The sequence below is a fragment of the Metabacillus rhizolycopersici genome, from assembly GCF_020075705.1.
The window spans coordinates 1-13202 of sequence record NZ_JAIQUM010000103.1; the positions used below are offsets into that span (position 1 = coordinate 1).

At 35.2% G+C, this 13202-nt stretch carries 13 protein-coding genes and 2 pseudogenes; 8 read left to right on the forward strand and 7 right to left on the reverse strand.

Going from position 1 to position 13202, the window contains the following annotated elements:
• Window positions 1–296, forward strand: a pseudogene (locus K9V48_RS24760) (IS4 family transposase); the annotation flags it as partial.
• Between the two features lie 300 nt (window positions 297–596).
• On the opposite strand, the gene K9V48_RS24765 reads toward K9V48_RS24760, so the two are convergent.
• Window positions 597–1073: a hypothetical protein gene (locus tag K9V48_RS24765; RefSeq protein WP_224141777.1), complete on the reverse strand. Its 477-nt coding sequence runs from the start codon at window positions 1071–1073 to the stop codon at window positions 597–599.
• Window positions 1074–1474: 401 nt separating this feature from the next.
• On the opposite strand from K9V48_RS24765, the gene K9V48_RS24770 reads away from it, so the two are divergent.
• Together K9V48_RS24770 and K9V48_RS24775 are read left to right on the forward strand one after the other, a co-directional pair.
• Window positions 1475–2197, forward strand: coding sequence for an SGNH/GDSL hydrolase family protein (locus K9V48_RS24770; protein ID WP_224141778.1), 723 nt, complete (start codon window positions 1475–1477; stop codon window positions 2195–2197).
• A 363-nt stretch (window positions 2198–2560) separates the two neighbouring features.
• Window positions 2561–3151: a YiiX/YebB-like N1pC/P60 family cysteine hydrolase gene (locus K9V48_RS24775; protein WP_224141779.1), complete on the forward strand. Its 591-nt coding sequence runs from the start codon at window positions 2561–2563 to the stop codon at window positions 3149–3151.
• A gap of 642 nt (window positions 3152–3793) precedes the next feature.
• Here K9V48_RS24775 and K9V48_RS24780 read toward each other — a convergent pair.
• From K9V48_RS24780 to K9V48_RS24795, 4 genes are read right to left on the reverse strand one after another with little or no spacing between them, the layout of a single operon-like run.
• Entirely contained in the window at window positions 3794–5326 is a 1533-nt protein-coding gene (locus tag K9V48_RS24780; protein ID WP_224141780.1) for a polyamine aminopropyltransferase, read from the reverse strand.
• A 27-nt stretch (window positions 5327–5353) separates the two neighbouring features.
• The gene (locus K9V48_RS24785) at window positions 5354–5776 is read right to left on the reverse strand and encodes a DUF350 domain-containing protein (protein ID WP_224141781.1); all 423 of its coding nucleotides are present in this window, start codon (window positions 5774–5776) and stop codon (window positions 5354–5356) included.
• A 20-nt stretch (window positions 5777–5796) separates the two neighbouring features.
• Window positions 5797–6372 carry a DUF4247 domain-containing protein gene (locus K9V48_RS24790; protein WP_224141782.1) on the reverse strand — a complete coding sequence of 192 codons (576 nt, stop codon included), beginning with the start codon at window positions 6370–6372 and terminating at the stop codon, window positions 5797–5799.
• 39 nt (window positions 6373–6411) lie between these two features.
• On the reverse strand, window positions 6412–7038 hold the full coding sequence (locus K9V48_RS24795) for a hypothetical protein (protein ID WP_224141783.1): 627 nt from the start codon (window positions 7036–7038) through the stop codon (window positions 6412–6414).
• A 141-nt stretch (window positions 7039–7179) separates the two neighbouring features.
• Between K9V48_RS24795 and K9V48_RS30205 the strand changes: the two genes are divergently transcribed.
• On the forward strand, window positions 7180–7449 hold the full coding sequence (locus K9V48_RS30205; RefSeq protein WP_498043130.1) for a hypothetical protein: 270 nt from the start codon (window positions 7180–7182) through the stop codon (window positions 7447–7449).
• On the opposite strand, the gene K9V48_RS24800 is transcribed toward K9V48_RS30205, so the two are convergent.
• Window positions 7413–7778: a TetR/AcrR family transcriptional regulator gene (locus K9V48_RS24800; protein WP_224141784.1), complete on the reverse strand. Its 366-nt coding sequence runs from the start codon at window positions 7776–7778 to the stop codon at window positions 7413–7415. The genes K9V48_RS30205 and K9V48_RS24800 overlap by 37 nt on opposite strands.
• A gap of 179 nt (window positions 7779–7957) precedes the next feature.
• Between K9V48_RS24800 and K9V48_RS24805 the strand changes: the two genes are divergently transcribed.
• Both K9V48_RS24805 and K9V48_RS24810 read left to right on the forward strand, forming a co-directional pair.
• On the forward strand, window positions 7958–8224 hold the full coding sequence (locus K9V48_RS24805) for a hypothetical protein (protein WP_224141785.1): 267 nt from the start codon (window positions 7958–7960) through the stop codon (window positions 8222–8224).
• A 58-nt stretch (window positions 8225–8282) separates the two neighbouring features.
• Window positions 8283–9410, forward strand: coding sequence for a radical SAM protein (locus K9V48_RS24810; RefSeq protein WP_224141786.1), 1128 nt, complete (start codon window positions 8283–8285; stop codon window positions 9408–9410).
• A 232-nt stretch (window positions 9411–9642) separates the two neighbouring features.
• Here K9V48_RS24810 and K9V48_RS24815 read toward each other — a convergent pair.
• Window positions 9643–10884, reverse strand: a pseudogene (locus tag K9V48_RS24815) (IS4 family transposase); the annotation flags it as partial.
• 152 nt (window positions 10885–11036) lie between these two features.
• Here K9V48_RS24815 and K9V48_RS24820 point away from each other — a divergent pair.
• Both K9V48_RS24820 and K9V48_RS24825 read left to right on the forward strand, forming a co-directional pair.
• Window positions 11037–11489: an anthrone oxygenase family protein gene (locus K9V48_RS24820; protein WP_224141787.1), complete on the forward strand. Its 453-nt coding sequence runs from the start codon at window positions 11037–11039 to the stop codon at window positions 11487–11489.
• 395 nt (window positions 11490–11884) lie between these two features.
• A complete protein-coding gene (locus tag K9V48_RS24825; RefSeq protein ID WP_224141788.1) occupies window positions 11885–13015 on the forward strand; it encodes a GerAB/ArcD/ProY family transporter in 1131 nt (376 codons plus the stop codon).
• Window positions 13016–13202 lie beyond the last annotated feature (187 nt).

Consider the following 13202-nt stretch of genomic DNA (forward strand, 5'->3'; position numbering starts at 1 on the left):
AACTCATTGGCATTCTCCTCTGTTCTTCTACGATGTTTCAAATGCGACAGCTTCTGCTTGAAAAGAAAAAGCAGGAGCTGAGTGAATACAAAGCGATTTATATGATTAAAGATTACTTTCCGTTACTGTTTCAAGCGATAGCAGTTGGAACAGAAGAACTTTTGAAAATTCTGCATCGCCTTTATCAGCTGCTAAAAAAGAACGGTCGTAAATGTCATCGGTATAAGAAGATGACCGTCTTTGATATTCTAGGGGTTGTGTATGAAACGACGGTGGAGCATAGACAAGCTGCCTAGCGAAAAAATCGCGTTTAAATAGGCTTCTTTGGTATGCCTACTTTTCCATCACTCGCTCGTTTTGAAACAAGGATCATTTCGTATCTAGTAATTTACTTTGTTAGCTTGATGGCTATGGGGTCCCGTCAGGAAAATGCGGATTTACAACGATAAGGAAGTTTCAATCCATAAAAAAAGTCGATTTCCTGTATGTTAAGAAATCGACTTTTCCTATTACCTCTTGAACTAAAGCACTCAGTTAGTGAAACAAGGACTATTCTTTAATTATGTTTGGTTCTATTTTTAACCCAAATACTTCTTCTAATATTTATTTACCTCTTTTACAATAGTTCGTTCCACTAATTGTTGATAAAAATAAATTACGATTGCTGTTACAACTGACAATATGTAAAAATGTCCAGGTCGCATTTTCTTGAATTCGAATACTCCTACTTTAGTGAAAAATTTTACGATAGGGAATGCAAGAAGATAATCGAGTACAATATTTAATGTTAAGTACTTTATAAAGCTACCGTATGTTAATTTAAACACCCAAATAGTTGTTATGAAAAATAAGCCTAAAAGGTAAGAGAAATCTAAACGATAATTTGGAAATAAAGCATTTTTTACTTTCCACCACTTACGTCTATCAGCTATTTCGCTTAAAGAACTAAAAATATAACCAATAAAAGTTGCGACTGGAAGAAAGCGAACAAAAGAATTTTTCCCTAGCAATGGAGTAGTTAACCAAGGGATAACTAATGTACAAAATGATAAAACTTTTCTTTTACTAATCATAAGAACCCTCACAAGGTATAATTTATACATTAGTATCCTTTAAACATACTTTCTTTATTCTTCAAGATGCTTTTTAAAAAAATTATTCTTAGTGAAATTAGGAATATATTCTTGAACTAAACTGTACCGTTTAAGTGGAAACCTTCACAATCTCAATAGAGTAAAGCCTATTGAGACATATTCAAAGTACCTCTAAATTAGGATTTCTAATGTCTCAAAAGACTTATATCAAAATGCTTAACGTTGTAAATCCGCATTTTCCTGACTCTACCCCATCAATAAGTTCTATTCGTTAGAATAAATTACATAAAATGTATAGGTTTCGTAATTCTGTTAACAGAGAAAGTGCGATTGGTAGCAGTACAGAGGTCCTGTTCCATAAACTAGGAGGAGAGAATTAGATGAAGAAGAAATTAATGACTACATTATCCGTTGCTTTAATGGCAGGAGCATTTTTTTCCGGGGCCGTATCAGCAAAAGGAGAGAATTCAAAAAAATCACTTACCGCACTCGGCGATTCAATCACATTTGGTTACAACCTGGAACGACATAATCATCATGTTTCTAAAAATGCTTTTCCTTTTGTATTGGGAGATTATGCAAACCTTCGTGTTCGGGATTTAGGTGTTGGGGGATGGACGACGCAAGATTTGTTGAATGCTTTAGAGAAAAATGAGAAATTCCGCCAGGCGGTAGCCCATGCAGACTATATCACGTTGGATATTGGAAGCAACGATTTACTACAGGCATTTTCCGATAATAATGTTACACCTGATGAGGTTCAAATCGTGTTAGAGAATATAAGAAATATCATATTAGAAGTACGTGAATTGAGTGATGCTCCTGTAGTAGTATATAACTTTTACAATCCATTTCAACTAAATGATCCAAGACATGCGATCGGTAATGTTCTGTTAAGTCAAATGGTAAATCCGCAGATTGAGTCTTTAGTGCAGGCTCTTAACCAAGAAGCGGGCAACATTGTTCTTGCTGATGCCTTTACAGAATTTAGGGAAAATCAAGCTGAATACGTTTTTCCAAACGACATTCACCCTACCATCGAAGGGCAGAAAGTATTAGCTGAAATTGGATTTGAAGCCTTATCCCACCTTAACGGGCAGTAAAACTCCCATTTCAAGATTTTCGAGAGAAGCAAAGAAGATAAGTGGGAGATAACTGCCCGTAAAGATCCGACGAAGGATTGACGTCCAAGTCAGGCGAAGCCACAGGATGTGGCGTTCCTGAGCATGATAAGTCTCGCTAACCATCAGTGGGGGATGAAGAAAACCCCCACTGATGGAAGTCTCACTTTATATTAAGAAAAATAGCATGTAGGGTAAGAAATTCATAACAAACATAAGGTTATGAATTATTCATAAAAAGTGCTAAGTGGTAAATCATTTTAATAAATCGTTTTGATCATGCCTAAGTAAGATACCAATAGCCATACAATCCCAAATAAATATTAAATAGTGGAGGGCTTACATATGGGAACTAGTAAATTTAACGGAGTTAACCAACTTTCTTATGAGCAAGCAAAAAAAGAAATAAAAGCGGGCGATATTTTATTTTGTAGCGGTAGTTATTTAGTTAGTGAGTTAATAAAAAAAGCTTCAGACTCTATATTTAGCCATGTAGGCTTATTATTCTTTTGGAATGACCGATTAGTTGTATTAGAAAGTGTGGAGGACGATGGTGTCAGGGCAGTCCCTCTTTCTCATTACCTTGACAATTATGAAAATAGTAAGAAAAAATATAACGGAAAACTGTATGTAGGTCGGCATGCTGCAGTTGATGATCCTAACTTTGATAAGGAAAAAATAAAGAGAATGCTTGGAAAAGCCGTAGATTTACTTAATCGTAATTATGATAAGGGCGAGATAGCGGAGATTGTTGCTCGTATAGGTTTGGGTATAGGAAGACATAGTGATGATGAAGAGTATATATGTTCTGAATTCGTTGATGAGTGCTTCAAACAATTGGACATAGAACTTTTACGTGATTCAACCAAATTTATTTATCCTGAACATATTGCTGCTGATTCAAATATCAAACCATTGTTTGAAATCAATCCATGAGTCCACGATTATTTTCAATAACAGTGGAACGAATATATTTAAAGGAAGTAAAACAAAAGTGAATCTCTTAAGATGAAGAAATTGGTTAAATGACCTTTTATTTTTGAGCATCTTTGTGAACGGCCCCTTCTTACTTCTTCGAAGTTGAAGAAGGGGCTTCCTGTCGGGACTCGTTAAATTTTAAGTATTTATAAATTGGTTCTTAGAAAAGTCAGTCAGGCTTTTTGTGATAAGTTCAACTAACCATCAATGGGAGATGAAGAAAATCCCACTGATGGAAGTTAAATTTTATTGTTTTATATAAGGGAACAACTGATACTACTGGTCAGGTGGAAGTGGCGGTAACAACGGAAGCTGCGCCAGTAGTATTGGAGGAACCAGGGTTTACAGCAATAAGAACCATAACATATAAAGGGGAAAAGCTAGAGGTTCTGTACTTTCTTCACGATGCTTTTTTACTACCATGCAAGAACAGTTATAATTGTTAGGAGTTTTTACGAATTTCACGAAATGCTTATAACAAATATAAGACCACTTTAATTTGTTCTTCTGCTTTAAGACATTAAGCTAAAGAGGACGTTCTTTTAAAATCAAAAAAGAGGTAAAGTCGTTTATCCTCACTAACTTTACCTCTTTTTTCAATTAATAATACCTCCAAGCCTCCTGATATAGCTGAACTAAAATTGGTCGGTTCATTGAATTAATCGGAATCACGTATTTTTTTCCCTTTTCCGCAATGTGAGAGTCGACGTCATTCCCAAAATGAAACATCGGTTCGAAAATATCTTCATTTAGAAATTTAGTTTTAACTGAAAGATCCGCTTCCTGTAGATCAATTGTATTTCGTGATGCAAGCGTAAATCCCCAATTTCCGAAGCTTGGTACATCTAAGTGATAGCTTTTTGTCTTCATTCCTGTTGATTGAACGGTTTGATTAATCGTCCAGAAGACCTTTGTCGCAAACATCGGGCTTGTCGATTGAATCGAAACCATTCCATTTGGGGTAAGGTGATTTCGAATGAGCGAATAAAATTCTTTCGTATAAAGCTTGTTTAGTGCTTCATTGTTTGGGTCGGGTAAATCGACGATAATCACATCGTAAAATTGATCATTTTGCATTAAATAATTAAATGCATCATCATGAACGATTTTAACGCGATCATTTTTTAATGACCCCTTGTTGAGCCGGAGTAATTCACGGTTTGTATCCGCAAGCTCGGTCATTTTTGGATCGAGGTCAACTAATGTGATCTGTTCTGTATCTTTATATTTTAAAATCTCCCGAACGGCTAGCCCATCACCGGCGCCTAAAACGAGTATGTTTTGCCGGTTTGGAGAAAGTGACATTGGAACGTGAACAAGTGCTTCATGATAGCGATATTCATCACTTTCTGAAAATTGCAATTGCCCATTTAGAAACAACCGAACATCTCCAGGTTCCTTTGTCAAAATGATTCGTTGATATTTTGTCTCCTCGTGATAAATAATCGGGTCTCGATAAAGCTTTTGTTCAAAGGAATAGGCATATTCTTCACCAAAAAAGAAGCCCAGCGTTAAGACAAGTAAAAGGGTGGTACCGACGACTTTATGTAGATTTGGCTTGAAAATTTCTTTTTTTAATAGATAGGTGACAATTAACGCAACTAAAGCATTGATTGCGGCGATAAAAAAAGCGGTTTTAATGAGACCGAGCATTGGACGCAGTAATAATGCAAAGCCGACAGAACCGATCAAGCTACCTGCGTAATCAAAGAAAAGAACGCGAGCGGTACTTTTACTTATATCTTCCCGAATTGATTCTACTCTTCGAATTAAAATTGGAAGTTCAAGTCCTGAAAGGAAACCTGTTATCGAAATAATTCCATATAAATAGATTTTTGCAATTTCTTCATCGAAGTAGGAAAAGAAAAAGAAAAGGCCAAAGATTGAAAAACCGCCAAATAGGGCAATTAACAATTCAGCTTGAATAAAACGGGCAACAAGTGAATGTTTAATCTGTTCGCTTAGTGCAGCACCAATTCCCATTGCCATAAGAAACAATCCAATGGTAATGCAATAAAAAAGCACACTGTCTCCGAATAAATAACTTCCTGCTGCCCCGTATAGAACTTGGTAGACGATCCCGCATATTGAGACAATTCCTGATGAAAAGTATAAATACCTTTGTTCCTTCACTGCTTAATTTCCTTTCTATAAACGCAATTATGTAATACTTCCTGACACGGCAAATCCAATAAAAATACTTAATGAAGCTGCCACAATCGCAACTGCAATATTATTATTCTTAATTTCTTGTTCTACCTTAAATGGTGTAATGAGCTCAAACAAGAAATAACTAATTAACATTAAAATGAAGCCGATCAACATCCAAATTGCTGCACCCCAAATGCTTAAATTATGTGCGATTGATGCTTCTGTAATAATGCCAATTCCAATCAATTTTCCTGCAAATTGAGTTCCAACAGCAACATTTCCTTTTAAAAGCTCTTCTCTATCATTATAAGGTGTAATCATTTCAAAAATAAACATGCAAAGACCTGCTAGCACGAGCATGATGATCCAATAAGTTAGAGTTGCCAGCAATTCATACATATCAAGGATTTCTGTCCATTCAAATGTAAACATTTTCTTTCATTCCTTATCAATTATTTTCCAGCACCTGGTCCGCCGCCACGCGCACTGTTTGAGATATTTGAACCGAAGCGAACGGAAGGGGTTCCTGTATTTTTCACATATCCGCTATTTCCGACATAACCGGAATAATGAGAGCCTGAAGAAGAGCCGGAAGAAGAAGAGCCAGAATCATCGTGATCATCTAGGTCCATGTCGTATGCTTCCTCTGCAGCATCAGCAATTCCATATGTAGAAAAATAATCAGTTGTATAGTTTTGTTTCACAAATTTTTCGTCAGATACTTCAACTAATGCATCATCTGGATTTTGAATATCTTGATAGATTTGAACAAGATAGTCATCATAAACAAGAACGATTCGCTTGTCAGAAGATGAAAGCTTCATAGGTTCTTCTTCATTAGAGATTGCCTTAGTCACTTTACTAATGGAAGATTGATAGGCTCTAAATATTTTAGACGTATTTCCCGTTTCATCATAAACAAGATCGTGCATCGGATACAATCGATCTACTGTATCAAGTGCTGAAGAGCATCCTGATAAGAGGAATAAAATCCCCATGATCCAGAACGGGACTATTTTTCTCTGCAAAACGTTCACTCCTCTTGCCATACATTTTATACCTTTACCCTAATTTAATGACGGGTCAATTGACCTAAGCGTGAAATCGCCTAGATACCAGCGTGTCACATCAGTATTAGAATTCCATAATGGTGGATAGTTTCCCATTACTTCGAATTTGTCCTTTTTTATTTTTTCATTTTCGAGTTCAATCACTCGTGTTAATTCAAAGGAAAAGTCAACCCATACGTCATATGGGAACGTCCTCCATTCTACCCCGTTCGTATAATCGACTCCTATTGGTGAAACCTCTAGTTCCTCAAGAAAAGCTGTATATTGTTTGTTTTCAACAATGTAATTGACCGAAACGATATCCTCAGGATCTGTTTCCCAAACACCATAAACATCAGCTAATTCCGTTTCTTGAACATAACTGCTGAGGAAGTAATCATCAACATCTTTCCATTCATGCTTATCCAAATGGTTAAGAACGGAGATTGTGTGACCGAGTAAATCTTTTTCCGTCGGTTCATAGTCTTCATCTGAAATAAAGCTGCCTGAATAAAGGGATAGGTCATCAGTTTGTCCGTATTCGCCCTTTACGGTAATCTCTCCAGGTACGAAAATACCAATAATAAATAAGATTCCAATTGCTATTAAAATACCGTAAAAAATACGTTTGAAAATTTTCTTCACACTAAACACCTCCTCTTACTGCATAGGTTTTCTAACCATAGGCAATTAATGACAGTAAAAAATTATAGCATACAGGAGATCTATACTCTATTGGTGATTTGACTATCCTTTAAAATAAGACTTTTGTAGTGGGATAAAAAGATGAAGATATTGAAAAGGCCAAAGAATTTTTCGATATATTCAGGAGAAAAGCTAATCGAAGAAACAAGGTATGGAGCTCTCATTGAAAATAAAAAGAAACGTTCTAGAATTTACGTTAACGGAATATGTGTAGCGGAAGAAGATAATTTGTTGTTTTCTTATACTATTACCTCGTTGACGAAGAAACTGCTTCAATCATTGAATAGAGAGCGTACAAACGTAGGAAGGAGTACTTACTCTGATAGAGTGAATTTAATTAATTCTAAATAAATCCCGATCCAATAAGGACGAGCTGTTGTTGTCTCAATTAATATTTCAAAAAATTGACGAATAAAGGATTTAATTTTAAATGTTTCCTGATTAACTTGTTGCTCAAACATATTTTCTAAATCATCCATATGAATTTCCATTCGAATATGCATGACTTCCATCAACAACTCTTCTTTACTTGTAAAATGACTGTAGGATGCTCCTCTTGTCTTTCCTACTTCATTTAAAATATCACCTACACTAGTACCATCGTATCCTTTGGTTCCAAATAATTTAAAAGCAGCCTGAATAATAGTAGTTTTCGTTTCTTCTCCTGTGTTGTACCTCATTTGTAAGATCTGTTCTCTAAAAACAGCCCTATTTTTAAAAAAACTGAATATTTTATTAATTGTAGCATGTTCTTTCTCATACAATAAACAGTATAAATTTTTCATTTATGTAAAACAGCTTGATTTAGGATTTATCATCGTTATTAAGGTTTAAGTTCAAATTATAAGGAGGAGAAAAAATGCCTGAAGAACTAAAGAGTTTAAAATTGAGTAAAGAAGAAATAAAAAAAATAACTGAAATCAATCCTGCGTTAGGTCAAATACTTAGCCCAGTAGGAGATCCTGGTGATAAATCTTGGTTTTTGCAAGTGGGATTTAACAAAGATGGAAAAAGTGACGTTGCTATAATCAACCCTATAAGCAAGGTGGGTAAAGATACAATTAAGACTATAGATAAAGATATACTTAACAATATAGGTAAAAATGGTATATTCAAACCTAAATAAGACCAATAAAAATAAGTTCAACATTTGTTGAACTTATTTTTATCGCGAGGTGAAAATAATGGAGAAATCATACAATTTTATTATCAAAATTACATCCACTTGTAACTTAAATTGTAGTTATTGTTATATGTTTAATATGGGGGATAATAGCTTTTTACGAAAACCTAAAATTATGCATAAAGAAGTAGCGACTAATGCTTTAAAACGTATTTTTGAATATGCATGTAGGAATAATACAAAAGTTGTAAGAATTACTCTACATGGAGGAGAACCATTATTAGCAGGGAAAGAGTGGATGGAATGGTTTTTTAATGAAGTTTTGGATTTAGCTCCAGATAACCTTCAAGTAGCAGTAAATATTCAAACCAATGGTGTTTTATTAGATAAACAGTGGATTCATCTCTTTTCCTCTTATAACATAGGAATAGGTATAAGCATTGATGGACCACAAGAATGGCATGATAAGTACCGAACAGATCATTTAGGTCGGGGAAGCTATAAAGATGTAAAAAGAGCAATAAATTTATTAATAGCATCAGAATACTCAAAGATAGGTTGGGGAGTTTTAAGTGTGGCTAATCCAGAATTTTCTGGGGTAGATATATATAATCACTTTAAAAGTTTAGGAATAAAAGAAATGGACTTTTTATGGCCGGATTATCACTATGATAATCCGCCAAAGTGGCCTCCTGGTTCCTTAGCTCAATATTACATTGGAATCTTTGACCAATGGTATAATGATCAAGATACTACAATCAAAGTAAGATGGATCAATGGTGTGATAAAAGCACTATTAGTAGGTACATCAAACGTCTCAGGTTTGGGGGGAACCCCTGTAACGGATGTAGTAATAGAAACTGATGGAAGTTTAGAACCTTATGATGCTATCAGAACCTGCGGTAATGAAATGACACGTTTAGGTTTAAATGTTGTCCAAGACACAATAGAATCACTTCGTGAAACAGATTTATTTCAAATGTGTGCGAAAAATAATGATTTACTTTCAAATGAATGTTTAAATTGTTCTATTCTGTCAGTTTGTGGAGGGGGATCTATTGTGCATAGATGGAGTGGGAAAAATGGTTTTAGAAACCCAAGTGTATACTGTCAGGATCTAAAATTAATAATAGAACATATGCAAAATAGAATTATTAGTGATTTATATCAACATAAAATTATAAGTTAGTTCAGAGAATAGAGAAAATAAAAATGGAAGCTTTATTCAGGTAAAGTCTAATTTAGCTCAACCCATAAAAAACTTCCTTAACGTTGTAAATATGCGCATTTTTCTGACCCTATCCCATATCCATCAAGCTAACGGCAGAAACTGTTAGAAGCGTGGCGATTCTTGCTCCAACACCAGTGAGTATCAGAAAAATAAGCATGACAAAGAAACCTATTAAAATATGATTTTTTCGCTAGGCAGCTTGTTTCTGCTTTACTGTCGTTTCATACACGATACCGAGAATATCAAAGACTGTCTTTTTCTGATACTGGTGACACTTACGCCCATTCTTTTTAAGCAATTGATAGAGGCGATGGAGAACCTTTAAGAGTTCATGTGTGCCACCAGACATAGCCCCAAATAGTAATGGAAAATAGTCCTTAATCATATAAATCGACTTGTATTCGCTTAGCTCTTGTTTTTTCTTTTCCAGCAGGAGCTGTCGCATTTGAAACATCGTGGAGGAAAAAAGAAGAATCCCAATGAGTTGTTCATATAAATGGCACTCTAATCGTTCTTTGAGATTGATGTTCTTACACTCATCAATCTCAAAGAACGATTTCCATGTTTTAAACAAAATTTCTATTTGCCAACGTAATGAATAAAGGGCATGTACGCCATTTCTCGGAACTTCTTTTGGTGGTGTGTTCGTGATAGATACGTTCATCCCCATTAGCTGTTTACTTTTTTCCTTCATGACAACGCCTTTCTTCTTCTCACGTACGGCTTGGTTTTTTAGCCGTGTCTCGGTTTGATCAGTCGTTAATCGGTGGATAATGACGCGTGTCGGTAATTTTTGAATCTGACTAATGTAAGCTTCTGAGATCTCAATGGTCTCACCCGGTTCTAATCCCTTCATGATTTATGCCATATCGAGTTGGATATATTCAGTCTGCTTCTTTCGTGTACCGTTTTTGAAATACTCAGGTTCAGGATTTTTCACATAAATACGTGTATTTAACTTTAATCGAGAGATATAAAAGGCGCTCATCTTGTGAATCGCTTGTAAATCTCGCAAATCAAAATAACCTAAGTCACGCAGACATAAATCGCCTGCCTCCACACTCTCAAGACAAATTGTGCCATAGGTTTTGTCATTATTTTTCCCCGGTCCTAGTTGCACGTTTAAAAATTGGCCACTAAGCAAATCGTATTCTAATTGGATTTTCACACCAGCTGTGTTACTACTTCCTCCAGAGCCTTGATAATCCGTAGCGAAGGAATCAGGTAGCTGAAATACAGTCGCATCCAAAATCCGAATACGTTTGAAAGCAGAAATCATGTGTGAAGATAACGCTTGTGTCGCACAAAGTTTCTGTGTTAGGAGCGAAGTAAAAACTTTACGGAGGAATGCGACAGCTGCTGGATTAAAGCGTTGATTGAGTCCCTCTTGACTGATGAGTACACCTGTTGAAGCTTCTAACCGACTACATAGTATTATAAGGTCAACCAGAAATATCTGGCTGACCTTATAATACGAACGCAGCAGGTTAGTTGAAGAAAAAATTATTACTAATATCAAAAAACTGTTCAAAACTTGTATAGTAAGAAAGATATTATTAATTGAATTTTAGGAGATGTGACAATTTGGATTTCTTAGGTTTTATTACATTGATAATAGCGGGCTTCACTGCTTGTGCTGAGTTTACTTCATACGCTTTAGTACATCCAGTTATCCGTCAATTACCTCAAAAGCAACATATAGGTTTTGAACAAGGTTCACTGAAAACATATGGACTTATTATGCCCATATTTATGCCTGTAAGTGTGATTCTAACCTTGTCTTTCGCATTATTTACTAAAGAACTTGGAGGTATCGAGCTTACAAGCCGTTTTTCTTCTGCTGGAATGTTCATTTTAGCAACAATAATAACTATTATATATAATGTTCCTATTAACAAGGAAATCCAACAATGGGATGCAGACAATCCACCTACTGATTGGAAGGAGATAAGAAAACGATGGATGTTCTTTCAATCTATTCGTTCTTGGTTACTTCTTATTGGTTTCGTGTTACTTTGTTTCTCAGTGTCAATTTGATATAAATATTACACTTTCTATACATTACCCTATTGAACTAAAAGGTGCTTTAATTTAATAAGCAGCCAAAAGGATCTTCCAATCGGGACTGTTGACAAACTAAAGAGTCTCATTACTAGACACAGCATATAGTAAATAAAAAAGAAGATGAACACTACATTTAGTAGATATTCATCTTCTTTTTTGTATGAAGGGGTATTTGTCAACAGCCCCCAATCGAAGATCTTTTTTTTGTACCTATAACATAACATTATGTTAACTAAGTTTGTATAGAGTATACATTCCTTGATCCTTAAAAGTATTGAGCATAGGAAAGTAGGGTAGAATGAATAACTAGATAAGATGTAACAAGTGTACAGATTAAACCATTAGGGAAAGGAGGGAGCTTCTAGACAGTGGAGAAAGCCAAAATTAGTGTCATTCAACTATTTGCCATGATGTTTATATTTGAGATGGGAACTGCATTGGTTATAAGTTATGGAATAGGTGCTAAAAAAGATACCTGGCTTGCCATTCTTTTAGGAATGTGTAGTGGAGTCGTCTTATTTTTTATTTACTATTCTTTATTTCGCCAATATCCAAACCTCTCGTTGACCGGATATGCTAGGAAAATATTTGGCAAATACGTTGGTTGGATCATTGGTCTACTATACGTCGTCTTTTTTATGTACGCTGCTGCTCGAACTTTACGTGACTTTGGAGATTTGATGCTTACATCGACAATGTCTAAAACACCGTTATTAGCAATCCATATCTTATTCGTTCTTGTTATGTGTTATGTCCTTTATCTAGGGATTGAAGTATTAGCACGGACGGCAGAAGTATTTATTGTCATAGTATTCTTATTTGGAGTAGTAGGAAACCTTTTGGTTCTTATTTCTGGTAATATTGACTTTCATAATTTGCAACCGTTTCTTGAAAATGGATGGAAACCCATCTTAACAACAGTCTTTCCATCAACTACATTTCTCCCTTTCGGAGAAATGCTCATCTTTACCTTTCTACTTCCTTATTTAAATCGGCCCGAATTAGCTAAAAAGGTTTGGCTGTCTGCCTTAATTTCAGGCGGTCTTATCTTAAGTTATACAACAAGTTTAGATATCGCTGTTCTTGGTATCGAAGAAGTGGAGAGATCTACGTTCCCTTTGTTATCAACCATTGGAAAGGTCAATCTTTTCGATTTTATTCAACGAATGGATGCTATTGTTGTCTTTACCTTTCTCATTACGGTGTTTTTTAAAGTCTCTATCTTTTTTTATGGTGCAATAATTGGAATCGTCGATTTGTTTAAGTTGAAACATCCTCAACCAATTATTTTGCCAATGGGGGTGATTATCCTCTTTTTATCCATGGCAATTGCCTCGGATTTTGCAGAACATATCGAAGAAGGTCTAAAACTTGCAGCCTATTACATAAGCATTCCTTTTTTAGTGATCATTCCGTTAATTATGCTGATTGTTGTCATGATTCGTAATCATTTCAGGAAGAAAACTAAGGATGAGAAGAGCAGGTCGGAATCAATATAAACATAATATCTATTATGTTATATTCAAAAAACCTTTGGATTTAAGGAAATTTGTGATGCCCCCCAAAAGTTAGAGTTGAAAATCTAACCTTTGGGGTGTTTATTTATGACTAAATATAGTGATGAATTTAAGATTATGGTAGTTCGAGAATATCAAGAAGGAGAGCTTGGATATCAACGTTTAGCTA